Origin of the sequence: Streptomyces sp. NBC_00386 (assembly GCF_036063235.1) — a bacterium.
In the GTDB taxonomy this organism is placed as follows: Bacteria; Actinomycetota; Actinomycetes; order Streptomycetales; family Streptomycetaceae; genus Streptomyces.
Map to the genome: position 1 here is coordinate 2,842,205 of NZ_CP107950.1, position 25,363 is coordinate 2,867,567.

The following is a 25,363-nucleotide window of genomic DNA, read 5'->3' on the forward strand; positions in this document are numbered from 1 at the left end:
CGTCACGCCCCTGTGAGCTTCGCGAACTTCTCTTCGTAGGCCGTCTCTTCCTTCTGGCTCAGCGAGCGGAAGGCGTGGGACCTGGCCTGCATGTCCTTGTCGGGAACGATCAGCGGGTTGTTCGCCGCGTCCTCGTCGATCTTGGCAAGGTAGGGCTTCACTCCTTCGACCGGAGTCGCGTAGTTGATGTACGCGGCGAGCTCGGCGGCCTGCTCCGGCTCGTAGTAGAAGTCGATCAGCCGCTCGGCGTTCGTCTTGTGACGCGCCTTGTTGGGGACCAGCAGGTTGTCGGTCGACGTCATGTAGCCGCTGTCCGGGATGACGAAGTCGACGTCCGGGCTGTCGTTCTTGAGCTGGACGACGTCTCCGGCCCAGGCGACGCAGGCGGCGATGTCGCCCTTGGTCAGGTCGGAGGTGTAGTCGTTGCCCGTGAAGCGGCGGATCTGGCCCTTGTCGACGGCTTTCTGCAGCCGGGCTATGGCCGCGTCGTAGTCGTCGTCGGTGAACTTCGCCGGGTCCTTGCCCATGTCGAGCAGGGTCATGCCCATGGTGTCGCGCATCTCGGACAGGAACGAGACACGGCCCTTCAGCTTCGGGTTGTCGAGGAGGTCGGAGACCGACTTCACCTCGATCCCGTCGAGCGCCTTCTTGTTGAAGGCGATGACCGTCGGGATGCCCTGCCACGCGTACGAGTAGGCGCGTCCCGGGTCCCAGTCGGGGTTGCGGAACTGCGGCGACAGGTTGGTGTAGGCGTGCGGCAGGTTGGACGGGTCGAGCTTCTGGACCCAGCCCAGGCGGATCACGCGCGCGGCCAGCCAGTCGGTGAGGACGATCAGGTCACGGCCGGTGGGCTGGCCGGCGGCGAGCTGCGGCTTGATCTTGGCGAAGAACTCGTTGTTGTCGTTGATGTCCTCGGTGTACTTGACCGAGATACCCGTCCGCTTGCGGAACGTCTCCAGCGTCGGGTGGTGCTTGCCGCTGTCGTCGAGGTCGATGTACTCGGTCCAGTTGGAGAAGTTGAGGGTCTTCTCCGTGGCCGAGTGGTCCTGGGCGGACGTGCCGCCCTGGGTCCGGCCGGCCGCGGGGATCCCGCAGCCGCTCAGTGCCCCGAGTCCGCCGACGGCCAGCGCGCCGCCCGCAGAGGCACGCAGCAGTGAACGACGGGTGAGGGCGGCCCTGCCGTTCCGGAGGCTGCGCCGCATGGCGGCCAGTTGCACCGGGGACAGGCGTTCGGGCTCGTACTGCTCCATGCTCTGATGCCCTTTCGAGAGGGTCGCGGCCGTGGTCGCGGCCTGGTCTGCCACAGGGCCATAGCCGGTGGGGCTACGGCCGGTCCCCGAAGACCGTGCGGTGCCAGTCCTTCCTGGCGACCGCGGTGTTGTCGAACATGACGTGCTTGACCTGCGTGTACTCCTCGAAGGAGTAGACGGACATGTCCTTGCCGAAGCCGGAGGCCTTGTAACCGCCGTGCGGCATCTCGCTGATGATCGGAATGTGATCGTTGACCCACACGCACCCGGCCTTGATCTCGCGGGTCGCGCGGTTGGCCCGGTAGACGTCGCGGCTCCAGGCGGAGGCGGCCAGTCCGTACGGGGTGTCGTTGGCCAGCGCGATGCCCTCGTCGTCGGTGTCGAAGGGCAGCACCACGAGCACGGGTCCGAAGATCTCGGCCTGCACGATCTCGCTGTCCTGCGCGGCGTCGACGACGAGCGTGGGCGCATAGTACGCACCGCTCTTGAGCTCCCCCTGTGGGGCCTCCCCGCCGGTGACCACGCGCGCGTAGCCGCGGGCCCGGTCGACGAATCCGGCGACGCGGTCACGCTGCGCGTGCGAGATCAGCGGGCCGAGGTCGGTGCCGGGCGCGAAGGGATCGCCCACGCGGACGCTCGCCATCAGGGCGCCTGTCCGCTCCACGAACGCGTCGTAGAGGGGTCGTTGCACGTACGCGCGCGTGGCGGCCGTGCAGTCCTGGCCGGTGTTGATGAGCGAACCGGCGACCGCGCCGTGCACGGCGGCCTCCAGATCCGCGTCGTCGAAGACGAGGAAGGGGGCCTTGCCGCCGAGCTCCAGGTGGAGACGCTTGACGGTCGAGGTGGCGATCTCCGCGACGCGCTTGCCGACGGCGGTCGACCCGGTGAAGGAGGTCATGGCGACGTCGGGGTGCCCGACGAGATGCTCGCCTGCCTCCTTGCCCAGGCCCGTGACGATGTTGATCACGCCGTCCGGGATGCCCGCGTGGGTGGCCGCCTCGGCGAACAGCAGGGAGGTCAGCGGGGTCAGCTCGGCGGGCTTCAGCACGATCGTGTTGCCCGCCGCGATCGCCGGGAGGATCTTCCAGGCGGCCATCTGGAGCGGGTAGTTCCAGGGTGCGATGGAACCGACGACCCCGATGGGCTCGCGGCGTACGTACGAGGTGTGGTCGCCGGAGTACTCACCGGCCGACTGGCCCTGCAGATGCCGGGCGGTGCCCGCGAAGAACGCGGTGTTGTCGATGGTTCCCGGGACGTCGAACTCCCGGGTCAGCTTGAGGGGCTTTCCGCACTGGAGCGACTCGGCCCGGGCGAACTCCTCGGCCCGCTCGGCGAGCACGGCGGCGAAGCGGTGCAGCGCGTCGGACCGCTCCCCGGGGGTGGTGGCCGCCCAGCCGGGGAACGCCGCGCAGGCGGCCGCGACCGCCGCGTCCACGTCGGCGGTGCTCGCCAGCTCGTACGTGTACACCTCTTCGCCGGTGGCAGGGTTCACGACCGCGTGCGTACGGCCGGAGGTGCCCTGGGTGAGGCGGCCTCCGATGTACTGCGCGCCGTCCGCTAGGCGGTCCTGCGCCTGGAAGCGATGGCCCGGATTGTGCATGTCGCTCTCCTCCGCCGTCCTCCCCGTCGGGACGGGGGTGGGCGTAGCTCCAGCTCGATTTGAGTGCCGATCCTGACAGAGCAAAGGGACTCCAACAAGTGATTCCGTTGTTGCCTTTTGGTTACGCGACGGAATCCTTCGACCAGGTGTCGAGTCCTCCCGGAAAAGGCGGGACGGTGTGTCAGTGGTGCGTGCCACAGTGGCGTGCATGGGGAAGATCGATACACGGGAAGCACTGGTCGGTGCGGTTCAGTCGGGGACGCCGGTGAAGTACCTGCACTTCTGGGGGCACCGCCCGCAGGCCGACGGCCGGCTGGGGTCTAGCTGTCTCAGCCAGTGGTGGCCGTCGCCCTTCGTGGTCGAAGGGGTCGTCTACGCGACGGCGGAGCACTGGATGATGGCCTCCAAGGCGCGCCTCTTCGGCGACGCCGAGGCCGAGCGGCAGGCGATCGAGGCTCCGAACCCCGCGCTCGCCAAGAAGGCCGGGCGGCTGGTGCGCGACTTCGACAACGCCGTGTGGGAGCGCGAGCGGTTCGGGATCGTCGTCGAGGGCAGCGTCCACAAGTTCGCCGCCCATCCCGGCCTGCGGGCGTTCCTGCTGGGCACGGGCGGGCGCGTGCTGGTCGAGGCGAGTCCCGTGGACCGGGTCTGGGGCATCGGACTCGCCGCGAACGACGACGGCGCCTTCGACCCCCGCCGCTGGCCGGGCGAGAACCTGCTGGGCTTCGCCCTGATGGAGGCACGCGAGCGGCTGCGCGCGGGGGACGCGCCCACGGAGGCGGGCACCTAGGAACAGGCCGGAATCGACGCCTCCAGATGCGGGGTGGCGGTCCGCGGATGCCGGAGTGGCCGCCCCGGGGGTGGCGGTCCCCGGATGCGGTGGTGTCCCGACCGGCCAAAACTGTGCGTGTGAGTGGCATGTACGCAGAGCAGAACGACATCGCGTCCACCGCACCCCGCGTCCCGCGCCAGTCACTGGCACTGACGGCGATGCTCTTCGCGGTGTCGATGACGTTCATCGACCAGACGATCGTCTCCATCGCGGCGCCGGACATCGTCCGCGAGCTGGGGCTGTCCGCGTCCGGGATGCAGTGGGTGGTGAACGCCTACCTGCTGTCGCTGGCCGCGTTCTTCGCCCTGGGCGGGCGGCTGGCCGACCTGCTCGGGCCACGTCGTGTCGTCGTCGTAGGCACCCTGGTGTTCGTCATCTCGTCGGTGCTGTGCGGCTGTGTGCCCGAGGGAGACCTCGCCCAGACCTGGCTGATCGTCTTCAGGGCGACCCAGGGCCTGGGGGCCGCTCTCCTCTTCCCCGCGGCACTCGCCGTGGTCGTGGCCGTGTTCCCGGTGCAGCGGCGCGGCCGGGCCCTGGCGCTGTTCTTCGGACTGTCGGGAGCGCTGACGGCCATCGGCCCGCTGCTGGGCGGCTGGCTCACGTCGTGGACCTGGCGGGCGATCTTCTGGGTCAACGTGCCCGTCGCCGTCGTGGCGCTCGTCCTGACCGTGCTGGCGCGCATTCCCGACCGCCGGCGCGACGAGTCGCTGGACGGCGTCGGGGCCCTGCTCATCGCGGTGGGCATGGGCCTGAGCGTGCTCGGATTCCAGCAGGCGGCGGCCTGGGGCTGGGACAGCGTGGCGACCTGGGGCTGCATCGCGGGCGGCCTCGTCGTCCTGATCCTCTTCTGGCGCTACGAGCGGGACCGGCGCCACCCTCTGGTCAACCTGGCGGTCTTCCGGGACAAGGCGTTCACCGCGGACTCCCTGGTGCTCTTCTTCGCCATGCTGGCCTTCGTCCCGGTGTTCTTCTTCGCCTCGGTGTACGCGCAGGTCTCCCTCAGCGCCTCGCCCGACCAGGCCGCGCTCTACCTTCTGTACTTCTTCGCGGGTTTCGCGATCGCCTCCCAGTGGGGCGGCCGCATGCTGGACAGACAGGGCGCACGGCGGCCCATGAAGATCGGCACCATCGTGGGCGCGGTCGGGTTCTACCTCTGGGCCGGCAAGCTGACCGACCTGTCCATGCACGACCAGTGGCCCTACGTCGCCCTCGCGGGAGCCGGGATCGGCTTCCTCCTGGCGCCCGCGTCCACCGACGCCGTCAACCGGTCCATCGGAGCCTCCTACGGCGAGGTCACCGGCATCACCCAGACCGTCCGCAACTACGCGGCCAGTGTCGGGCTCGCCGTCTTCGGGACCGTCCTGACACACACGATGACGGACAAGGTCGTCTCGACGCTCCGGTCCCACGGCCTGTCGTCGGCCGAGGCCCACAGCGTGGCCGCCGACATCACCCAGGCGGTCACGGGCAACTCCGACGCACGGCAGCCGACGGGCACCGGCGTCACCGCGTCGACGATGCGGGAGGTGATGAGCAGCGTGCGGACGGACTTCGCCGAGGCCAACCAGCGGGTCTTCTACGGCATGGCGATCGCGCTCGCCGTCGCGTTCGTCTGCGCCCTGCGCCACCCCGGCGGCCGAGGGGGCACGACGGAGCCGGAGGAACCCCCGCCGGCCGGCTGACAGCGCCGTCGGACCCTCCACGGATGTGCCGGGCGCGGGTCGTCACCGGTGTGTCACGCGGGCCGTCAGCGCTGTGTCACCAGGGACGTGGAGAAGCCGTCGTCGCCACCCGCCTCACCGCTGCCGCCGTCGTCCGCGGCGAACACGATGATCAGGACGAACACGCCGACGGCGAGAACGAGTCCGACGGCTCCGCAGATGACCCCGGCCAGCGCCTGCCCGGGGTTCGTGGCCTCGCCGCGGCGGGCCTTGGCCCCGCCGATCAGTCCGAAGATCACGGCGAGGACGCCCAGCACGATCGCCAGCGGCCACACGACGAACAGGACCGCCGCGATGATGCCCAGCACGAGCCCGGCGGTCCCCAGCCCGTTGCTCGGCATGGGCCCCGCCACGGGCCAGCCGTAACCCGGTACTCCCGGATGAACGGCACCCGCGGGAGCGCCGGGGTACTGCGGGTAGCCGTAGCCGTACGGGAGGCCGGGACCTCCGGGGGCGACCGGTGGCGGAGGGACGGGCTCGCCGGGAAAGGGCTGCGGGTAGGGGGTGCGGGCGGTCGGCGGCGCGAAGGGGTTGTCCCAGGCGGGGCCGCCGAGGTGTCCGGGTCCGGGCGGGACGGGCGTGCCGGGCAGCGAGGTGATCGCCGGAAGCCCGTACGCCGGAGGAGGCGCGGCACTCCCCCGCGCGGCCGGCCCGGGCGAGGCGAGTTCCTCGGGCGGGGTCCAGGGGTTGAACTCGGATTCCCGGTCGGCCTCGCGTTTCCCGAGGGAGATCCGGGCGTCGGGGGCGGGGACGGCGAAGGGCGCGGCGCCCTGGGCGGGAACGGAACCCCCGGGCGCCTCACCGAACGCGCCGCCCGCCGGGGGCGCCGCGTGTCCCGGCCCGCCGTCGAACGCGCTGTCCACCCACCGCGCGGCCGGCCCGTGCCCGGAGCCCGGATCACCGTCCCGGCCGCCGTCCGGGCCACCGCCCCGGTCACTGTCCGAGTCGCCGTCCTGACGTCCGTCCCGACCGTCGTCCGGTCCGCCGTCCGACGCGAAGGCCGTCCGGTCGGGGTCGGCCGCGGGCCTCGCACGAGCCGGGCCGACGGCGGGTGTCCCGTGATCCGGACCGGCGGCGGACGCGCGACCCGCCTCGGGTATCGCGTCCTCCGCGGGACCGGAATCCGGACCGGAACCGGGACCGGTGCCCGTCCCGGACGATCCGCTCCGCTCGGGTGACCCGCCGCGCGCGGACATCGGGTTCGCCCCGCCCGGCGGAGCCCACGCACCCGCGTCGCGTGGGGCGGTCGGCCTCTGGGCGTCGTCGGACATGCGCGAGGTCCCCTCTCTCGTACGTTCCGTCATGCTACGGCCCAAGCCGCTCCCCGGACCTCGGTCGTACGACGGCCCTCTCGTCCCCCGCGGGGTGCACCGGGCCCGGACGGGGCGGCCGCCTACGATGATCCCGAACCGTCGATCAGCCGATCACCCGCGTCCGGCCGAACACGGCCCAGGGACGCCGTTCCGGGGAGGAACCCGTTGACCGAGCACATCACCGCACGCGACGACGCCCGCGACCTGCACGCCTTCATCGCCGGGCTGCCCAAGGCCGAACTGCACGTCCACCACGTCGGCTCCGCCTCCCCGCGCATCGTCTCCGAGCTCGCCGCCCGCCACCCCGACTCCCGGGTGCCGACCGACCCCGAGGCGCTCGCGGACTACTTCACGTTCACGGACTTCGCCCACTTCATCGACGTGTACCTGTCCGTCGTCGACCTCGTCCGCACGCCCGAGGACGTACGGCTGCTGACGTACGAGGTCGCCCGCGACATGGCCCGCCAGCAGGTGCGCTACGCCGAGCTGACGATCACTCCGTGGTCCTCCACACGGCGCGGAATCGACGAGCGCGCCTTCATGGACGCGATCGAGGACGCCCGCAAGGCCGCCGAGGCCGAGCTGGGTGTCGTCCTGCGCTGGTGCTTCGACATCCCGGGCGAGGCCGGCCTGGAGGCCGCCGAGGAGACCGTCCGGCTCGCGACCGACGACCGGCTGCGGCCGGAGGGGCTCGTCTCCTTCGGACTCGGCGGCCCCGAGATCGGCGTACCGAGGCCCCAGTTCAAGCCGTACTTCGACCGTGCCCGCGCGGCGGGACTGCGGTCGGTGCCGCACGCCGGTGAGACGACGGGCCCGGAGACGGTCTGGGACGCGCTGAACCTCCTCGGCGCCGAGCGCATCGGCCACGGCACGAGTTCGGCGCGGGACCCGAGGCTGCTCGCCCATCTCGCCGAGCACGGCATCGCGCTGGAGGTCTGCCCGACCTCGAACATCGCCACCCGCGCCGTCCGTACCCTGGACGAGCACCCCGTCAAGGAGTTCGTGGCGGCGGGTGTCACGGTCACCGTCAACTCCGACGACCCGCCGATGTTCGGTACCGACCTCAACACCGAGTACGCGGTCACCGCCCGCCTCCTCGGCCTCGACGAGCCGGGTGTCGCGGAGCTCGCCAAGAACGCGGTGCGCGCCTCGTTCCTCGGCGAGGCGGAGAAGGCCGAACTCGCCGCGGAGATCGACACGTACGCCGCCACCTGGCTCGCGCTCTGACCCAGCACAATGGCCCCATGCGCACCGTGACCGCAGTCGCCCACCGCGGCGACCCCTATCGCGCCCGTGAGAACACGATCGACTCGCTGCGTTCCGCGCTCCACCGGGGCGCGGACGCCGTCGAGATCGACGTACGGCTGACGCGCGACCGCGTACCCGTCCTGCTGCACGACGCGACGCTCAAGCGTCTGTGGGGACACGACCGGCCGCTGAGCTCGCTCTCCGGCGACGAGGTGCGCGGACTCACGGCCGGCGGTGTGCCCACGTTGGCGCAGGCCCTCGGGGCGACCGGCGACAGCCGGGTCATGGTCGATCTGCCGGGACAGGTGGATGTGGGGGTCGCGCGCGAGGTCGTGGACGTGGTGCGGGCGTGCGGGGCCGAGGAGCGGGTGTACTACTGCGCCGGAGCCCCCGCCATGCTCGCGGTGCGGGCCGCCGACGCGTCCGCGGAGATCGCGCTGACCTGGACGAGCCTGGCCCCGCCGCGTCCGGGCCTGCTCGACGTCGTACGCCCGCGCTGGCTCAACTACCGCTTCCCCCTGGTGAACCGCGACCTGGCGGCCCGCGTCCACCGCGACGGCCACCTGCTCTCCGTGTGGACCCCGGACACCCGCCGGTCCATGCGCCGCCTGCTCGACGCGGGGGTCGACTCGATCACGACCAACCGCGTCGACGCGCTCACCGCCCTGCGCAAGGACTAAGCCGGGCAGGCGGCAGGCGGCAGGCGGCAGGCGGCGCACCGGATGCGGTGGGTGCACCCACCGAAACCGGTCGGCGGACCGGGCGCGGTGGGTGCGCCCACCGAAGCCGCGGCCGAAGTCCTGCGCGCGGCGCGGCGGTCGCGCGGCACGCGGGGGTCGGGGTCGTCGCGGTCGTCCCTTAGGGGCGACCCCGGCCCGGATGCAGGGGGCGGCACCCTGCCTGGTGAGGATCCGGAGGGTCGCGCCCGGCCGGAGGATGAGCGGTGTCCACTTCCGGCCCACCATCCTCAGGAGCACTCAATGCCCGTACGCCGCCCAGCAGTTGTCCTGGCAGCCGCCCTCGCTCTCGGTCTCGCGGCCGGACCGCTGGGCGCTCCGGCGTTCGCCTCCCCCGCCGCGGCTTCGGCGCGGACGGCCGCCGGGCCCGACGCCGACGCGCTGCGCGCCGCGCTGGCCGGACTCCCGGACGCGGACGCAACGGCGGCACTCGTACGGGTCGGCGGCAGCGACGGCACGTGGCGCGGCAGCGCCGGGGTGCACGACCTGCAGAGCGGACGCGCGGCCGATCCGGACGCCCGCTTCCGCGCCGGTTCCACCACGAAGGTCGTCACGGCGGCGGTCGTCCTCCAGCTCGCGGCCGAGGGCAGGGTCGGGCTGGGGACGCCCGTGCAGAAGTACCTCCCCGGGCTGCTGCCGCCGGCCTTCGAGCCCATCACCGTACGACAGTTGCTCAACCACACGAGTGGCATCCAGTCCGGTGACGGCTTCGGCGACGCCTTCGAGGACGCGTACGCGCACCGCTTCGACAGCCTCACACCGCGCGAGGTCGTGGCCTCCGCAGTGGCGAAGGGACCGGAGTTCACGCCGGGTACCCGGCAGGACTACCTGAACATCAACTACACGATCCTCGGCCTGCTGATCGAGAAGGTGACCGGTCACCCGTACGCGCACGAGGCGGCCCGGCGGATCCTCGGGCCGGCCGGGATGCGCCACACCTACTTCCCCGGCACCGACCCGCGCATCCGCGGGCCACACAACCACGGCTACCAGGCGGTGCGGCGACCCGACGGCACGACGACGTTCGTGGATGTCACCGACTGGAACCAGGCGGACCGCTGGGCGGCCGGCGACATGATCTCCACGACGGCGGACCTGGAGCGGCTGATCACGCGCCTGTTCAAGGGAGACCTCGTCCCGGCACGGCAGTTGGAGGAGATGTTCACCGTGCCCCCGGGCATCAAGGGCGCCGACATGAGCGCCGGACTCCAGCGCTTCGAGTACGGGGGCACGGTGTACTGGCTCAAGTCGGGCGCCCGGTACGGCTACAGCACCGCGGTCGCGGCCACCCGGGACCTGTCCCGCACCCTCGTGTACTCGGTCAACTCCACCGACGCCAAGGGCGAGTCGATGAACCCGGTCGCCCAGCGGATCGCCCTGGCCGCGCTCAAGCAGCGGGACCGGAGCGCCCTGGCAGCGATTGCCGGAGCGGTCAGGTAGCCAGGGCCGGGGCGGTCGTCCGGTCCGGGGCGAGCGCCTCCAGGCGCTTGATCTTCTGCCGGACGACGTACAGCGGGATCACCCCGAAGATCCCGAAGGACATGTCGATGACCGTCCACCAGAACGGGATTCCGCGGATCGGTCCGCAGATCAGGGCCAGCGGGACGATGCCGGCACAGGCGATCATCCCGAACTCGACGACCCAGATGTTGCGGACCGGATCGCGATAGGGACCGTAGAACGCGACCGCGATCACCAGATGCGCGAACGCCAGCCAGTCCGTTCCTTGAAGTGCTCTCCCAGTTAAAGCAGGGAGATTCCCGCCTACCTTGCGGTGGCGGGCTTGACGCGCGGTGCACGCCTGACGACTGCCCTCCCGGCAGCCGGGACGAGCGCGTGGCCCATCCGGTACAGGTGCAGGATGTTCTGGGCCGCGTTGTGGTCGGCGTTGCCGGACCATCCGCAGTCAGGGTTCTTGCACACGAACAGTGCCTGGGTCTCCCGGCTGCCGGGGGTGGTGAAGCCGCACGCGGAGCATCGTCGGGAGGTGCCCGGGGCGGGGACCTTGGCCAGGGTGCCGCCCTGGCGGGCGGTCTTGTACGTCAGCATGGTGACCGTGCGGCCCCACGCCTCTCCGCTGATGGAGCGGTTCAGCCCGGATTTCTGGGCGACGTTCTTCCCCGGCTCTTCGATGGTTCCTCTGGCGGACTTGACCATGTTCGTGATCTGCAATGCCTCCACCACCGCGACGCTGTACGTGCGGGCGATGTCGGTGGTGGTCTTGTGCTGCCAGTCCGTGGCCCGGCGCTTGGCTTTCGCGCGCAGTCCTGCGATCTGGTCGTAGGTGTGGTGCAGTCGGCGGGAGGTGCGTTCACCGGGCTTGCGGTGCTTCTTGCACTGTGCTGAGCGCTGTTCCAGGCCCAGGAGTTTGGCCTGTTCCCGGTTGGTCAGCCACTCGCCGTGCCCGTAAGTCTCTCCGTCGGAGAGGGCGAGGGGCACGGTGATTCCGACGTCGATGCCGATCTCCGGCCCCTGGTGGGTTTCCGGCGTGTTTTCGAGGGTCTGGACGCGGAACGCGATGTGCCAGCCGAGCGCGTCCTTGACCAGGCGTGCACCGGTGATCCGGTTCTCTGCACTGGCACGCTTGCCGACGGGGAGGTCTTTGGTCCAGCGGAAGCGGACGCGACCGATCTTCGGCAGATTGGCCATGCCCCACCGGCGGTGCACGCGGGTGATGTTCAGGTCCCGGCCCTGCGGCACATCCACGGTCAGGGTGCTGCGGAAACGGGCCTTAAAGTTCGGGGCGTCCGACCGGCCGGCCCAGCAGTTCTTCCACGCCTGGAAATACGACTTCAACACCGCCTGCGCGGCCTGCGCGGGAAGGACGGCGAGGAAATCGATCTCCTTGCGGGCCTGGCGGATCGCCGCGTCCGCGTTCGCCAGAGTCCGCTTCTCCTTCGGCATCATTTGCCACCAGGCGTGCAGGAGATTCCACATCGTGCGAGCCGCGTGCGCCTGGTCGTCAGCCTTGAGCGCCAGGGCAGGAGACAGTGCAAGCCGGGCGCGGTGCCCAAACTGCCGCGTCTCCAAGCCGCGATCACCCATGGACGAAACTGTAGAGTATTGGGTTATGTCACCACACTGAAACCCGAACCTTGATGCGCACACCGGCCGTCACGTCATCCACAAACTGACCGTCCATTTGGTTTTGTCACCAAGTACCGGCGGAATGCGTTCACCGACGCCATGCCGACCCGCTGCGAGGAAGTCATGCGCGAGGTCTGCACCGACTTCGAGGCCGAGCCGAAGCAGTTCAACGGCGGGCAGGACCCCGTCACCTGCTCGTGCACCACCCGCCGAAGGTGCAGCTCTCCAAGCCGGCCAACAGCCTCAAGGACGTCTCCTCCCGCCGCCTGCGCCGGGACCACGACAGCCACGTCCGCAGATACTTGTGGTGCGGGCACTTCCGGTCCGGCTCCTACTTCGCCAGCTCACGCGGCAGAGCACCGCTGACCGTCGTACGGCAGTACATCGAGAACCAGCAGCCCCCTACGAGCCGAGACAGACAGCACAGACCCGCGCCCCCGTCGTAAACGGCGGCAGGGCAGCTCTGTCGCTCATACCGGGGGCGTACGCCCCGACTTGAACGTGTTCAAAACTGCCCCGCCCGGGGCCCGGTGACTCAGGCGCCGCTCTCCCGCAGCATGTCCTCGCGCTCGACGAGCTTCACGCGCTCGCGGCCCTGCGGCTCGCCCAGCGCCTTCTCGGCGGCGTCGAGCCGGTACCAGCCCTCCCACGTGGTGAAGCGGACGTCCCGCTCGCCGAGGAAGGCGTCGACGGCCTCCGGTTCGGGCGAAGCGGGCGTGAGCAGACGGCCGTTGGCGTGGTCGTCGAGCAGGCTCGCGACCGTCTCGTTGGCGTCGCCCTTGGTGTGACCGATCAGACCGATGGGACCGCGCCGGATCCAGCCGGTGACGTAGGTGGACGACAGGTGCTCGCCCGTGTCCTCCAGCACCCGGCCGGCCGCGTCCGGCACCGTGCCCGAGTCGACGTCCCAGGGCAGCTTGGGCAGGCTGTCGGAGAGGTAGCCCACCGCGCGGTAGACCGCGGTGACGTCCCAGTCCTTGAACTCGCCGGTGCCCTTGACGTTCCCGGTGCCGTCGAGGGCGGTGCGCTCGGTGCGCAGGCCGACGACCTCGCCGTTCTCGCCGAGGATCTCGGTCGGCGACTCGAAGAAGTGCAGGAACAGCTTGTGCGGGCGGTCGCCCGCGTCGCGGATGGCCCAGTTCTCCAGGGTCTTGGCGACCATGTCGGACTGCTTGTTGCCGCGCCGGGTGGCGATCGAACCCTCGTCGTAGTCGATGTCCTCGGGGTCGACGATGACCTCGATGTTCGGCGAGTGGTCCAGCTCGCGCAGCTCCATCGGGCTGAACTTCGCCTGCGCCGGACCACGGCGGCCGAACACGTGGACCTCGAGCGCCTTGTTGGCCTTGAGGCCCTCGTGGACGTTCGGCGGGATCTCGGTGGGCAGCAGCTCGTCCGCGGTCTTGGCCAGGACGCGGGCCACGTCGAGGGCGACGTTGCCGACACCGAGGACGGCGACCTTCTCGGCCTCCAGCGGCCAGGTGCGCGGGACGTCCGGGTGACCGTCGTACCAGGAGACGAAGTCGGCCGCGCCGTAGGAGCCGTCGAGGTCGACGCCGGGGATGTCGAGGGCCCGGTCGGCCGTCGCGCCCGTGGAGAAGATCACCGCGTCGTAGAAGGCGCGCAGATCGTCCAGATCGATGTCGCGGGGGTAGTCGACGTTGCCGAAGAGGCGGATCTGCGGCTTGTCGAGCACCTGGTGCAGGGCCGTGATGATGCCCTTGATCCGGGGGTGATCGGGGGCGACGCCGTAACGGATGAGACCGAACGGGGCAGGCATCCGCTCGAACAGGTCGATGGAGACACCGGGCTCGACGGCCACTGCGGATTTCAGCAGCGCGTCGGCGGCGTAGATTCCGGCGGGGCCGGCTCCGACAATGGCTACCCGCAGAGGGCGAGGCATGATCAGGTTCCCTTCGAGCAGGGGCGGGGGACTCGAAGGGAAGCCTAAACTGAGGCAAACCTAAGTCAGTAGGCGGGTCCGGGCTATGACCTCATAAGGCTGACTTATGGGTACTGAAGGGTCGCTTTATGAGTGGCACTCGCACGGTAGAGCACACCCTTCGCACCCCTACTGCCGGGCCCCCCTGGACGGTGTGGGAACGACCCGGGTACGGACCGCGGACGGTCCGGCGGTCGCGGGCTCGGAGGTCCGGGTCGCCGACGGAGTGCGGGTGAGGGAGGGTGCACCGGTCGTCCGGGCCGTGGGAGCGGGCGCGGACGTCCGGTGGGACGGGCCGCTCACACGGGGACGGGGACTGACGCGCCCGGGCGACGACGACGGAGTGGGCTCGGCCGACGGGCTGCTCGCGGGCGGCGGGGCCAGCGGGACCACCGGGGACACGGGTGACTCGGGGGCGGCCGACCGGAGCGGCAGCGCGACGAGGGCGCCGACGGCACACGCCGCCGCGGCCCCGGCCGCGGCGCGCAGCAGCCGGCGCCGGGCCGCGCCCCGGCGGATCGCCTCGTAACGGCCGGGCGGTGGAGAGAGGTACTCGGACGGGGGCCGCATGATGACGGCGAGCGGGTCGTCGGGGCCGGGGTCCGGACCGTCGTCAGAGTGTGTGATCAAGACTTCTCCTCAGGTGGGCGCGGAGCGTTTCACGGGCCGCGTGGAGATCGGCCTTGATCGTTCCTTCCTTGCGCCCGGTCAGCGCGGCCACCTCCCGGATCGGCATGTCAGCGTAGTAGTGCAGCAGGATCGGGACGCGCAGCCGTTCGGGCAGCGACTGCACGAGCAGACGTACGGACGGATCGGCCTGCTCGTTGGGCGGGCCGACGACGGCCTCGGCGGTGGCCCGGCGCATCGCCCTGCGTTCCCGCTCCAGCTTGCGCCAGTGGTCCCGGACGAGGTTGGCCGCCGTGACGTAGAGGAACCCCCGTGGCTCGGCCACGGAGGTCCAGCGGGACCAGAGCCGGGTGAACGCCTCCGAGGCGATCTCGTGGGCCGTCCCGTCGTCGTCGACGAGACGGCGGCACCAGCCGGCGAGGCGCGGATAGAGGGCGGCGAACAGCTCGGACGCCGCCTTCTCACGGGACCCTTTCAACATTCTCCATGGTCGTGACGGTGCCGGGAGGGACGGATCCCGGGCCGCGGGGGTACGGTCCGGCGGCCCAGGATCCTCCTTCCCGGCGCCCCGTCGAGCAGCCGGTCGGGGGTCAGGGGCTCACGGAGGTGAGCGCCGCGAACACGATCACGTTGTCGCGGTAAACGCTTCCGGAGCGGGGACCTCCGCAGGTGATGAGCCGCAGTTCCGGGCGGTCCACGTCGCCGTAGACCGCGTCGGCCGGGAAGTCGGCCTTGGCGACCGTACGGACGTCGCCGACGGTGAACTCGGCCGACCCGCCGTTCTCCAGGCGCACCACGATCCGGTCGCCGTGGCGCAGCCGCGCGAGGTGACGGAAGACGCCGTCGCCGTACGAGCCGACCGTGACATGACCGAGGATCACCGACGGGCCCTTCTGGCCGGGCGTCGGCGAGTGCCGGTACCAGCCGGCCCGGTCGTGTGCCGCGATCGGGGGCACCTGCACGCTGCCGTCCGGGGCCAGTCCGAGCCGGATCAGCGGGGTGTCGACCCCGATGGCCGGTATCCGCAGCCCGACCGGCACCGAACGCGCCATCGCACGCGCCGGCTTCGCGGCGGGCCGCGAGGCCGTGGAGCCGTCGCCGGACCGTGCGGTCGCGGGTGTGCCGCCGGGCCGCGCGGGCCGGGCGGCCGGGTGGCCGCCGCAGCCCACGAGCAGCGCGGCCGCGGCCGCGGTGACGAACGCGCGCCTGGAGACAGGCGTCATGCCCCGGTCGCCCGCCGACGGCGTACGACGAGGACGGCCGCGCCCGCGGCGAACACGGCGGCGGCGCCCCCGCCGACGAGCGCGCCCGGGACCGAGGACGGCGTCGCGGTCGTCGCCACACCGGTGTCGGGCGCTCCGCCCGGCCGGACGGAGACCTGACGGGAGGCCGGCGCCCGCGTCGGTACGGGGCTGGGGGCGGCGGAGGGCTTCCGGGTCGCGGTGGGGCTCGCCGAGGCCGGCGCGGCGGTGACGCTCGGACGGGTCCTGGGGCTCGGGGAGGTTCCGTCGGCGAACGCGGGCACCGTGCCCACCAGTACGGCGGTGCACGCGAGTGCCGTGGCACTGAAGACGGTTCGGCGCATGGATCGCTCTCTTTCGTCGGTCCGACGGCCCGTCGGAACGGCGGGCCGGTTACGGATCGAGCGGAGAGACGAGCCGGCGGCGGACGGGGTTGTAAAGAGACGGCAAAGCCACTGTGCGGCGGCCGCGCCGTGCGGGAACTCGGCTGCTCCGGCGGCTGTCCGACCCTGTCCCGGTGTCGATCTCCGCCGTTCATCCGCGGTGTTGACGTGACCGTATGGGCGTACGCGGCCTGGTTCGCCCTGGAAAGCGGGCAGTTGTACGGCCGGGCCGAACCCGGTAATGCCCGAGTAACGGCGTCTGCCTAGCGTCCGAGCTCCCCCGTACCGTTCCTGGAGGAGCACCCCAGATGCACCTGCCCCAACCGCCCCGGCGCAGACGCGCCGTCTGGGCGGCGGCCGCCTTCACCGCGACCGCCCTGCTGACCGCGTCGACACCCGCGCTCGCCGCCGGCACCGCCCCGTCGGCCGAGGTCGACTCCACGCTCACCACCGCCGTGGCCAAGGGCGGTGACGCGACGTTCTTCGTCGTCCTGAAGGACCATGCGGACCTGTCCGGCGCCGAGAAGCAGAAGACGCACGCCGCGAGGGCCGGGGCCGCCTTCAAGGAGCTGCGCGCGAACGCCGCCGACAGCCAGGCCTCCCTCACGTCCTTCCTGGACAAGAAGAAGATCGGCCACCAGGACTACTGGATCGCGAACGCGGTCCAGGTCACCGGTGACCAGGACCTCGTGAACGAGCTGGCGAGGCGTTCGGACGTCGCGTCGATCGTCAAGGATCAGCACTACAGGCTCGACAGCGTCGAGACGGCCGACAGCAAGATCACCAAGTCGCGCACGGACTCCTCGGCGAGCGGTGACGACACCCCCGAGTGGGGCGTCGCCGACATCGACGCCGACGACGTGTGGAAGCAGTACGACGACCGCGGCGAGGGCATCGTCATCGCCAACGTCGACTCGGGCGTGCAGTACAACCACCCGGACCTCGTCGCCCAGTACCGCGGCAACAACGGCGACGGCTCCTTCACGCACGACTACAACTGGTACGACCCGACGGGCCAGTGCGGCACCGGCGGCGTCCCCTGCGACAACAACGGCCACGGCACCCACACGATGGGCACGATGGTCGGCAGGAACGGCATCGGTGTCGCGCCGAACGCCAAGTGGATAGCCGCCAAGGGCTGCGAGTCGTCCTCCTGCTCGGACGCGTCGCTGCTCGCGGCCGGACAGTGGATCCTCGCGCCGACCGACCACAACGGCCAGAACCCTCGCCCGGACCTCGCGCCGAACATCGTCAACAACTCCTGGGGCGGCGGCGACACGACGTTCTACCAGGACATCGTCGAGGCCTGGAACGCCGCCGGCATCTTCGAGGCGTTCGCGGCCGGCAACGACGGTGACGGCAAGACCTGTTCCACCGCGCACGCCCCCGGCTCGCAGGCCCCGTCCTACGGCGTCGGCGCCTACGACTCCACCGGCACGATCGCCTCCTTCTCCGGCTTCGGCCCCTCGCTGGTCGACGGCTCGATGAAGCCGAACATCTCGGCGCCGGGCGTCAACGTCCGGTCCACGTGGCCCGGTTCGTCGTACAACTCCATATCCGGTACGTCGATGGCGACACCGCACGTCGCGGGCGCCGTCGCGCTGCTGTGGTCGGCGGCCCCCTCGCTGATCGGCAAGATCGACGAGACCCGTGCGCTGCTCAACGAGGGCGCGCGCGACGTCGACGACACCCACTGCGGCGGCACCACCGGCATGAACAACGTGTGGGGCGAGGGCAAGCTCGACATCCTCGCCTCCGTGGACCTGGCCCCGCACACCGCGGCCACCGTCACCGGCAAGGCCACCGACAGGGCGACCGGCGCGGCCCTCGCCAACATCACCGTCTCGGCCACCGGTACCGGCGGCGACGTCCGCACGGTCACCACCGCCGCCGACGGCACGTACAGGATCGCCCTGCCGGCCGGCACGTACGCCTTCGCATACAGCGGTTACGGCTACGCGACCGGCTCGGCCGGCGGCGTCACGGTCGCCGAGAACCAGGCCCTCACCCAGGACATCGCGCTGACCGCGGTGGCCTCGCACGAGGTCGGCGGCACCGTGCTCGACGTCACCGGAAAGGCGCTCGCGGGCGCCACGGTCGAGTTGACCGGCTCCCCGGTCGCCGCCGTCACCACCGACGCCAAGGGCAGATACAGCTTCGCGAAGGTCGCCGAGGGCACCTACGGCCTGACGGTGAAGCCCGCGGCGCCGGTCCTGTGCAACGGCGTCTACACCGGCACCGCCACCGTCGCCTCCGCGGACCTGGTCAAGGACGTCCGGGTCCCGGCCCGCACCGACAGCTCCGGCAACAGCTGCGCCCCGGCCGCGTACTCCTGGATCGCCGGCTCCAAGAAGGTCCCGCTGACCGGTGACGAGGACTCGGCGAGCGTCTCGCTGCCCTTCCCGGTGAGCCTGTACGGCGTCTCGTACTCCTCCGCCTCCGTCACCACCGACGGCCTGGTCGACTTCCTGTCCTCGCGCGTCGGCGACTACAGCAACACCGCGCTGCCGACGACCGGTGCGAACAGCGTCAAGGGCATCATCGCCCCGCTGTGGGACGACCTCACCCTCGACAAGAAGTCGTCGGTGCAGACCACCACGACCGGCACCAAGGGCAACCGCACGTTCGCCGTCGTCTGGAACAACGCCGCCTACGCCAACGGCACTTCGGGACGCTCCTCCTTCGAGGTCGTCTTCGACGAGGCGACCGGCGCCGTGACCGTCCAGTACCAGTCGGTCGCCGACAAGGGCGCGGGCGCCACCGTCGGCATCGCGAACCAGTCCGGCACCGACGCCCTCCAGTACTCCTACAACCAGTCCGTGATCGCCGACGGCACCGCCGTCCGCTTCGCTCAGGGAGCCAAGTGATGAGAGCCCCCCAGTCCCGGCGGGCCCTGCGGCTCGCCTCCGCCCTGGTCGCGGCGGGCCTGTGCCTGAGCGCGAGCCCGCAGGCCCTGGCCGCCGACGACAGCGGTTCGGCCATGAAGCTGACCAGCGCCGAGGCCGAGACGCTGGCCGCCCACGTCGGCCTCGACCCGTACGCCGACGCCACCGGCACGAGCACGGTCAGCCCGAAGTCCGACGACGCCCCGAAGCCCGCCGACGACGGCACCGGCACGGGAACCGACAGCGGCTCCGGCTCCGGCACGGACACCGACAGCGGCTCCGGCTCCGGCACGGACACCGGCAGCGGCAGCGGCTCCCAGCTCGACGGCGCCTCCGCCGACGTCGACCCGACCACCAAGGTCACGCTCACCGGTGCCTCCACGCTGGAAGGCGTGCGCGGTATGGGCGCGACCGTGCCCGTCGGCAAGAACGGCGACTACTTCACCGTCAACAGCATGGGTTATGTGCAGCGGCACACGGCCGACGGCAGTGAAGTGTGGGCGCGCACCAGCAGCTCCTTCTACACGGACTGGCAGGTCAAGCCGACCCAGGTCTGGCGGGCCGAGCCGTACCCGGCGCAGATCCTGATGGGCTACAACGCCGTCTCGCCGTTCTCCGCCAACTCGGACAACGGGTACTCCACCGGAGACCTGACCGGCGACGGCGTCCCGGACGTGGTCTTCTCGGCGCAGGTCGGCACGACGCCGTACCCGCGTCCGTTCACCTCGCCGGGCTCGTCGCTGACCACGGGCACGTTCGTCACGGTCCTCGACGGCAGGACCGGCAGGACCATGTGGTCGAAGCTGTACAACCGCGCGTCCATGGTCAAGATCGTCGACGGCACCCTGCTGGTCGCCGACGCGCCGCGGATGAGCGGCGACTCCAAGGTCCCGGCCGCCGCCACGGCGACCCTGACCGGCATCCGCTTCTCCTCCGCGGACGGCGTGCTGACCCCGGCGCGGACCTGGACGTACGACACCGGGGAGGCCCGCAAGGCCAACTGGGGCGACATCCAGGACCTGGGCAAGGGCAAGGTCGCCCTCACCTGGAACCTGGCCAAGGCCACCGGTGTCGACGCGCGCGGCCGCACCCTCGTGCTCGACACGGCGGACGGCTCGGTGGACTGGCAGACCGACAGCATGCTCTACGGCCGTCAGCTGCGCCTGGACGCGGGCCGCAAGCGGATCGTCGCGCTGGAGCAGCAGGACGCCACAGACGCCGTGCGCTACGAGGTCGCCTCCTACGATCTGAAGACCGGTCACCGCGCCACGCTGGAGACCCGGGACAACGTCCTGCCCACCGCGCTGACGGTCGGTGACCTCACCGCGAAGGACGGCGACGAGTACGCGGTCGCCGAGTCCTCCCTCGACGAGGACTACTGGGTCAACGCCAGCACCGTGCGGGTGCTCGACGGCACCGCCCCGGACACGCTGCTGTGGTCGAGCACGGTCAAGCGCGACGCCGACAACAGCAAGGACGCGGCGAGCGTCTGGCGGCTGCAGGTGGCCGACGGCAGGCTGGTCACCTCCGCCCAGGACGACCGCGAGATCAACGGGGCGAACAACCCCGGCGGCGGGCGGTACGCGTCCTTGACGGTCTACTCCGCCAAGGGCGACATCAAGTGGCAGCAGAGGGGCATCGCCGCCGCCCCGATGTACCAGGACGTCTTCAGCGACGACCGGGGCACGCACGTGCGGGTCGTCGACCAGGCGGAGAACATCCGCACGTTCAAGCTGGGCAGTGGCAAGGCCGAGGACGTGACGCCGCTGATGGGCGACATCGCCTACGCCGAGGCCACCGACCTGGACAAGGACGGCAAGAAGGACGTCGTCATGGCCGGCTCGTCCGACGGCGTGTGGGCCTACTCGGGTCCGTCCCTGGTGAGCGGCAAGCCCGAGAAGCTGTGGCAGGCCACCGTGCCCGGCGCGGTGCACGACATCGAGACCGGTGACGTCGACGGCGACGGCAAGCCGGAGATCGTCGTCGCGGCCGACACCGCCGTGGTCGTCCTCGACGGCAGGACCGGCAAGACGCTCGCCACCATCGAGGGCGGCGCGGGCCAGTACGTGCGCTCGGCCGAGCTGGCCGATCTGAACGGCGACGGCGAGCTCGACATCCTCGTCCCGACCGACGCCCTGCGCGCCTACTACGGCGACGGCCACGCGCTGTGGACGTACAGCGCGCCCAAGAGCGCCGGCGACGTGCGCTTCACCGACCCGTCCGTGAACGACGGCAGGGTCTACGCGGCCTACGCCAGTCTCGACGCGTACCAGCGGACCGACGCGGTGACCGACGCCGTCGCGCTCGACGCCAGGAACGGCGAGGTCCGCTGGGACGTGGCGCCGAAGGCCCCGGCGGAGGCGGTCGGCGGCGTCCGCACCGCCACCCCGAACGACGGCATCCTCGCGTCCGGGGACATCCCGTACGCGGACGGACACGCGGTCGTCTACCAGTGGAACGTCACCGCCCCGGTCGAGATCAACGGTGCCGAATCCCTCAGCCCGCGGAACTACTTCGAGATCCGCGACGGCCGCACCGGTGAGGTGCTGCACTCCGGCTACGCGGGCGGCCTGTGGACGCACTTCAGCTACTTCACCGACAACGGCGTGCTGTACGAGGGAGGCACGGCCTCCTTCCGGCGGTACGAGGCCGACGGCGTGGACTCCAAGGCCGGGGTGCTGCCGCAGTCCTACGGCGGCGGCTTCCTGACCGGTCCCGGCGGCCGCAAGCTGCTGGTCGCCGGTGTCGAGGGCGGGCTGTACCTGTGGGACCCGAGCATCTTCGAGTCCGCCGACACCTGGGCGAACGGCGTCGGAAGCGCGACCCTCATGGGTGCGCGCGACTACCTCGCCGCCGACCTGGACGGCGACGGGGTCGACGAGGCGCTCTCGCTCACGGGCGACTACAACGGCGTCGACCGGATGGCCGAGGAGTTCGGCGGCCGCTACTACCTGCCGAACAACGCCATCCACCAGGTCACCACGTACAAGCTCTCCTGAGCACGTACCCGACCCGGCCTGAGCCGACCTGACCCGATCCGAGCCGGCCGGCTCGGCCGAGGACCCCCCGGGCACACGCCCGGGGGGTCCTCGGCACGCTCGGCTACAGTGACGCCCTGATGAGTCCGCAGCAGCCGCCCCACCGCACGGCCCCGTCCGCCCCTCTGCTCCGGCTGCACCTTTTCAACGGCTTTCGGGCCACCCGGGACGGCGGCCCCGCACTCGCCGAACGATGGCCCCGGCCCAGCGCCCAGGCCCTGGTGAAACTCCTCGCCGTGTCGCCCGCGCACCGCCTGCACCGCGAACAGGCGATGGCCGTCTGCTGGCCCGACGCCGATCCGCAGGCCGCCGCGGGCAGTCTGCGGGTCGCCCTGCACGCCGCGCGCCACGCCCTCGAACCCGAACTCGCCCCGCGCGCCTCCTCCTCGTACCTCGTCTCCGACGGAGGGCTCCTCCACCTCGACCCCGCGACCGTGTGGATCGACGCCGACGAGGCCGAGGCATCGGCCCGCGCGGCCCTCGCCGACGGCGGGATCGGTGAACTGACCGGCGCCCTCGAACGGTTCACCGGTGAGATGCTCCCGGAGGACCGCTACGCGCGCTGGGCCGACGACCGGCGCGCCCGGCTCACGCTGCTGCGCGAACAACTGCTGCTCCGGCTCGCCGGCGAGCACCTGGAACGGGGTGCCCCGGCCGACGCGGCCGCCTTCGCCGAGCAGGTCCTCGCCGCCAGCCCCGCCGAGGAACTGGCCCACCGCTTCCTCATCGACGCCTGGCTGCGCCAGGGGCTGCGCCGGCGAGCCGTGCACCAGTACCACGTGTGCCGCGACACGCTCGACACCGAACTCGGCGTGCGGCCGGGGCCGGAGACGGAGCGGCTGCACCGGCTCGCCCTGGCCGCGGCCCCCGCCCCCGTCCCCGCCACCCCCCTGCTCCCCGCCCCGTTGCGGACCGGCCGCGGCACGCCCGTGCTGCGGGGCCGCGACGCCGTGCTCGAACGGCTCCTCTCGGCGGACGGCCCGCCGGTCACGCTCCTCACCGGCGAGGCGGGCGTGGGCAAGACCCGTCTGGTCGGCGAGGTGGCACGGCGGGCCACCTCGGCCGGTACCGCTGTGCTGTGGGGCGGCGGCCGGGACGCGGAGGGGCACACACCGTACGGGGCTTTCGCGGAGGCTCTGGAGGGATGGCTCGCCGAGCACAGCGCGGCCGAACGCGCCCGGGTCGGCACCGAATATCCCGAACTGGCCTCGTTCCTGCCGTCGCTGGGGCAGGTGGGAGCGACCGGCGAGCGCAGTCCCGAGGAGGAACGGGACCGGCTGTTCCGGGCGAGCGCGGCACTGCTCGGCGACCTGGCCGCGGTGCGCCCGGTGCTGATGGTCCTGGACGATCTGCACGCCGCCGACACCGGCTCGTACCAGTTGCTCGGCCATCTGGCCCGCCGGTCCGCGGAGCGGGGGACGGCGCTGCGGTTCCTGGTGACGTATCGCGAGGAAGAACTCCCCGACGGTGACCCGCGCCGCTCGATCGTGGCGTCGTTGCTGCGTCAGGGCCTGTCCGTGCGCGAGGAACTGGGCCGGCTCGACAAGGAGGCGTGCCTGGCCGTCGTACGCGACGCGGCCACGGACATGTCACGGGACGACCGGGCCCTGAGGGTGTGGGAACTCTCCCTCGGAAACCCGCTGTTCGCCCTCGAACTCGCTCATGGCCCGGCCGACGAGAACGGCGGAGGCCTCGCCCCCGAAGGTGTACGGGGGCTGGTGGCCGACCGGCTCGTACGGCTCGACGCGGACGCGCGCCGCGTCGTCGAGGCCCTCTCCGTGGCGGGCGGCGACACCGCGTTGTCCGAACTGCTCGATGTCGCCGAACACGGGCTGCACCCTCCGGTGGCAGGCGCCGCGGCGGCCGACGCCCTGGAACAGGCCATCGCCGCCTCGCTCGTCGAGGAACGGTCCGTCGTGGTGGCCGGGCGGTCCGAGGAAGGGGTGGCCTTCCGCCATCCCCTGGTCCGGCTGACCTGCTACGAACAGCTCGCGGCCGTCCGCCGCCGGCAACTGCACGCCGCGTTCGCGCAGGCGGTCCGGCGGCGCCGTCCCGATGCCGTCGACACCCTGGCCTCCCACTTCGCCCGCGCCGACGATCCGCGCGCGGCCGAATACCTGCGCCGCGCGGCGGAGCGGGCCGCGGCCCTGTACGCGAACGACACCGCCGACCGCTACTACCGCGACCTGGTGGCCCGGCTGGACGTCGACGCGGCCCGCGCCCGGCTCGCGCACGCCCATGTCCTGCGGAGAATGGGCCACTTCGAGCAGGCGGCCGAGGCCCTGCGGCTCTCCCTGGCGGAGTTCGAGCGGCGCGAGGACCACGACGACGCGGTCCTCACCTCGGCCCTGCTCGCCGAGACCCTGGTCAGGACGAGCGCCCCGGCTTCCGCCCGCCGCACGCTGCGGGAGCACCCGGTGACCGCGGACACCGGGCCGGAACCGGCCGCCGCTCACTTCCTCGCCCTGTCCGTGGTCCGCTGCGTCCAGGGCCGGTACGCGGCCGGGGCCGAGGCCGCCCGGCAGTCCCTGACCGCGGCGCGGAACGTGCCGGGAGCCTCCGGCCTGAGGCTGGTGGCCCGCGCCTTCGCGATGCAGGCCGCCAACCTCGGGCTCGCCGGCCGCTTCGACCAGGCACGCGAAGCGGGCGACCAGGCGCTGGCGCCGGCCGAGGCCTACGGCGATCCGACGCTCCTCGGCTCGGTCCTGTCGATGCTGCGTGAGAACGCGCGGCGGGCGGGAAGACTGCGCGAGGCCGTCGAGATCGGGACCCGCGCGCTCGGCCTGGCCGAACGGTCCGGCGATCCGACCGCCGCCGCGTTCGAGCGCGGGAACCTCGCGGAACTGCGGCTGCTGCTCGAGGAGCCCGAGCCGGCCCTCGCCCTCGCCGAGCAAGCCGTGGCGGGCGCGGAGGCGTACGACGCCTGGTGCCTTCCGTACGCCCTCGCGACCCTGGCCCGCGTACGGGTCTTCGCGGGCGCGGCGCGGGAGGCGCTGCCCCTGCTGGACCGAGCGGAGGCGGTCGCCGCCGAGTTCGGGGACCGGCAGGCGGAGCACGAGGTGCGCACGGCGCGCGCCGAACTCGCCCTGCGCACCGGCCGCCCGGACCAGGCGCTGCGTGCCCTGGACGGTCACACCGAGGACGCGCCGGTCCTGGTGGCCTGGGCGGAACTCCTGTCGGGGCGGACCGAGGCCGCCCTGCGGCTCGCGCGCGCCGAGGCGGCCCGGGCCGAGCGAACCGGGGAACGCCTCACCGAGGTGGAGGCACGGATCGTCCTCGGGACCTCGCTGTCGCGGCTCGCCCCGGCGCGGGAGGGCACGAAGGAACTGACGCGGGCCGAGTCGCTGGCCCGGGCGCTGCCCTACCCGGCCGGAACCCGCCGGCTGGCCCGGGCCCGGGACCTGCTGCGCGAACCGTGAACATCGGTTCCGTCGCCGCGAGTCCGCCGCCCCCAGAGCTCAG

At 71.8% G+C, this 25,363-nt stretch carries 16 protein-coding genes and 3 pseudogenes; 9 read left to right on the plus strand and 10 right to left on the minus strand.

The window, feature by feature from the left end:
• Window positions 1-2: 2 nt before the first annotated feature.
• Together OG780_RS12205 and OG780_RS12210 are read right to left on the minus strand one after the other, a co-directional pair.
• Window positions 3-1,250: a polyamine ABC transporter substrate-binding protein gene (locus OG780_RS12205; RefSeq protein WP_328447510.1), complete on the minus strand. Its 1,248-nt coding sequence runs from the start codon at window positions 1,248-1,250 to the stop codon at window positions 3-5.
• Between the two features lie 73 nt (window positions 1,251-1,323).
• Window positions 1,324-2,850 carry a gamma-aminobutyraldehyde dehydrogenase gene (locus tag OG780_RS12210; RefSeq protein WP_328447512.1) on the minus strand — a complete coding sequence of 509 codons (1,527 nt, stop codon included), beginning with the start codon at window positions 2,848-2,850 and terminating at the stop codon, window positions 1,324-1,326.
• A 208-nt stretch (window positions 2,851-3,058) separates the two neighbouring features.
• Here OG780_RS12210 and OG780_RS12215 point away from each other — a divergent pair, with 208 nt between their 5' ends.
• Both OG780_RS12215 and OG780_RS12220 read left to right on the plus strand, forming a co-directional pair.
• Window positions 3,059-3,640 (plus strand): NADAR family protein, encoded by a 582-nt coding sequence (locus tag OG780_RS12215; protein ID WP_328447514.1) that lies wholly within the window; start codon window positions 3,059-3,061, stop codon window positions 3,638-3,640.
• Window positions 3,641-3,768: 128 nt separating this feature from the next.
• The gene (locus OG780_RS12220) at window positions 3,769-5,364 is read left to right on the plus strand and encodes an MFS transporter (protein WP_328458072.1); all 1,596 of its coding nucleotides are present in this window, start codon (window positions 3,769-3,771) and stop codon (window positions 5,362-5,364) included.
• 65 nt (window positions 5,365-5,429) lie between these two features.
• Here the strand turns inward: OG780_RS12220 and OG780_RS12225 are convergent, their stop codons facing one another.
• Entirely contained in the window at window positions 5,430-6,674 is a 1,245-nt protein-coding gene (locus OG780_RS12225; RefSeq protein ID WP_328447516.1) for a hypothetical protein, read from the minus strand.
• Between the two features lie 120 nt (window positions 6,675-6,794).
• Here OG780_RS12225 and OG780_RS12230 point away from each other — a divergent pair.
• The 3 genes and pseudogenes from OG780_RS12230 to OG780_RS12240 all read left to right on the plus strand — a co-directional run.
• Window positions 6,795-7,943, plus strand: a pseudogene (locus tag OG780_RS12230) (adenosine deaminase); the annotation flags it as partial.
• A gap of 17 nt (window positions 7,944-7,960) precedes the next feature.
• Complete coding sequence (locus tag OG780_RS12235; protein ID WP_328447518.1) at window positions 7,961-8,644, plus strand: glycerophosphodiester phosphodiesterase; 684 nt, start codon at window positions 7,961-7,963, stop codon at window positions 8,642-8,644.
• Between the two features lie 300 nt (window positions 8,645-8,944).
• Window positions 8,945-10,141, plus strand: a complete 1,197-nt coding sequence (locus tag OG780_RS12240) for a serine hydrolase domain-containing protein (protein ID WP_328447520.1) — start codon at window positions 8,945-8,947, stop codon at window positions 10,139-10,141.
• On the opposite strand, the pseudogene OG780_RS12245 reads toward OG780_RS12240, so the two are convergent.
• Both OG780_RS12245 and OG780_RS12250 read right to left on the minus strand, forming a co-directional pair.
• Window positions 10,134-10,433, minus strand: a pseudogene (locus OG780_RS12245) (hypothetical protein); the annotation flags it as partial. The gene OG780_RS12240 and the pseudogene OG780_RS12245 sit on opposite strands and share 8 nt — an antisense overlap.
• A 32-nt stretch (window positions 10,434-10,465) precedes the next feature.
• Entirely contained in the window at window positions 10,466-11,746 is a 1,281-nt protein-coding gene (locus OG780_RS12250; RefSeq protein ID WP_328447522.1) for an RNA-guided endonuclease InsQ/TnpB family protein, read from the minus strand.
• Between the two features lie 76 nt (window positions 11,747-11,822).
• Between OG780_RS12250 and tnpA the strand changes: the two are divergent.
• Window positions 11,823-12,234: pseudogene (tnpA, locus tag OG780_RS12255) on the plus strand (IS200/IS605 family transposase).
• Window positions 12,235-12,323: 89 nt separating this feature from the next.
• Here tnpA and OG780_RS12260 read toward each other — a convergent pair.
• The 5 genes from OG780_RS12260 to OG780_RS12280 all read right to left on the minus strand — a co-directional run bounded on the left by OG780_RS12260 (window position 12,324) and on the right by OG780_RS12280 (window position 15,939).
• Window positions 12,324-13,688: an FAD-dependent oxidoreductase gene (locus tag OG780_RS12260; RefSeq protein ID WP_328447524.1), complete on the minus strand. Its 1,365-nt coding sequence runs from the start codon at window positions 13,686-13,688 to the stop codon at window positions 12,324-12,326.
• Between the two features lie 168 nt (window positions 13,689-13,856).
• Window positions 13,857-14,357: a hypothetical protein gene (locus OG780_RS12265; RefSeq protein WP_328447527.1), complete on the minus strand. Its 501-nt coding sequence runs from the start codon at window positions 14,355-14,357 to the stop codon at window positions 13,857-13,859.
• Complete coding sequence (locus OG780_RS12270) at window positions 14,341-14,832, minus strand: RNA polymerase sigma factor (protein ID WP_328458074.1); 492 nt, start codon at window positions 14,830-14,832, stop codon at window positions 14,341-14,343. Before OG780_RS12270 ends, OG780_RS12265 begins: the two co-directional genes overlap by 17 nt.
• Window positions 14,833-14,944: 112 nt before the next feature.
• Window positions 14,945-15,577, minus strand: coding sequence for a class F sortase (locus OG780_RS12275; RefSeq protein WP_328447529.1), 633 nt, complete (start codon window positions 15,575-15,577; stop codon window positions 14,945-14,947).
• A complete protein-coding gene (locus OG780_RS12280) occupies window positions 15,574-15,939 on the minus strand; it encodes a sortase-dependent protein (RefSeq protein WP_328447531.1) in 366 nt (121 codons plus the stop codon). The genes OG780_RS12275 and OG780_RS12280 overlap by 4 nt, the downstream gene beginning before the upstream one ends.
• 347 nt (window positions 15,940-16,286) lie before the next feature.
• Between OG780_RS12280 and OG780_RS12285 the strand changes: the two genes are divergently transcribed.
• The 3 genes from OG780_RS12285 to OG780_RS12295 all read left to right on the plus strand — a co-directional run bounded on the left by OG780_RS12285 (window position 16,287) and on the right by OG780_RS12295 (window position 25,320).
• Entirely contained in the window at window positions 16,287-18,845 is a 2,559-nt protein-coding gene (locus OG780_RS12285; protein WP_328447533.1) for a S8 family serine peptidase, read from the plus strand.
• Window positions 18,845-21,862, plus strand: a complete 3,018-nt coding sequence (locus tag OG780_RS12290; RefSeq protein ID WP_328447535.1) for an FG-GAP repeat domain-containing protein — start codon at window positions 18,845-18,847, stop codon at window positions 21,860-21,862. Before OG780_RS12285 ends, OG780_RS12290 begins: the two co-directional genes overlap by 1 nt.
• Window positions 21,863-21,981: 119 nt before the next feature.
• Window positions 21,982-25,320 (plus strand): ATP-binding protein, encoded by a 3,339-nt coding sequence (locus OG780_RS12295; RefSeq protein WP_328447537.1) that lies wholly within the window; start codon window positions 21,982-21,984, stop codon window positions 25,318-25,320.
• Window positions 25,321-25,363: the final 43 nt, after the last annotated feature.

Bases quoted from the DNA above. Each gene is read 5' to 3' on its own strand.
- OG780_RS12205 (WP_328447510.1), bottom strand. From the start codon at position 1,250: ATGGAGCAGTACGAGCCCGAACGCCTGTCCCCGGTGCAACTGGCCGCC.
- OG780_RS12210 (WP_328447512.1), bottom strand. From the start codon at position 2,850: ATGCACAATCCGGGCCATCGCTTCCAGGCGCAGGACCGCCTAGCGGAC.
- OG780_RS12215 (WP_328447514.1), top strand. From the start codon at position 3,059: ATGGGGAAGATCGATACACGGGAAGCACTGGTCGGTGCGGTTCAGTCG.
- OG780_RS12220 (WP_328458072.1), top strand. From the start codon at position 3,769: ATGTACGCAGAGCAGAACGACATCGCGTCCACCGCACCCCGCGTCCCG.
- OG780_RS12225 (WP_328447516.1), bottom strand. From the start codon at position 6,674: ATGTCCGACGACGCCCAGAGGCCGACCGCCCCACGCGACGCGGGTGCG.
- OG780_RS12235 (WP_328447518.1), top strand. From the start codon at position 7,961: ATGCGCACCGTGACCGCAGTCGCCCACCGCGGCGACCCCTATCGCGCC.
- OG780_RS12240 (WP_328447520.1), top strand. From the start codon at position 8,945: ATGCCCGTACGCCGCCCAGCAGTTGTCCTGGCAGCCGCCCTCGCTCTC.
- OG780_RS12250 (WP_328447522.1), bottom strand. From the start codon at position 11,746: ATGGGTGATCGCGGCTTGGAGACGCGGCAGTTTGGGCACCGCGCCCGG.
- OG780_RS12260 (WP_328447524.1), bottom strand. From the start codon at position 13,688: ATGCCTCGCCCTCTGCGGGTAGCCATTGTCGGAGCCGGCCCCGCCGGA.
- OG780_RS12275 (WP_328447529.1), bottom strand. From the start codon at position 15,577: ATGACGCCTGTCTCCAGGCGCGCGTTCGTCACCGCGGCCGCGGCCGCG.
- OG780_RS12280 (WP_328447531.1), bottom strand. From the start codon at position 15,939: ATGCGCCGAACCGTCTTCAGTGCCACGGCACTCGCGTGCACCGCCGTA.
- OG780_RS12285 (WP_328447533.1), top strand. From the start codon at position 16,287: ATGCACCTGCCCCAACCGCCCCGGCGCAGACGCGCCGTCTGGGCGGCG.
- OG780_RS12290 (WP_328447535.1), top strand. From the start codon at position 18,845: ATGAGAGCCCCCCAGTCCCGGCGGGCCCTGCGGCTCGCCTCCGCCCTG.
- OG780_RS12295 (WP_328447537.1), top strand. From the start codon at position 21,982: ATGAGTCCGCAGCAGCCGCCCCACCGCACGGCCCCGTCCGCCCCTCTG.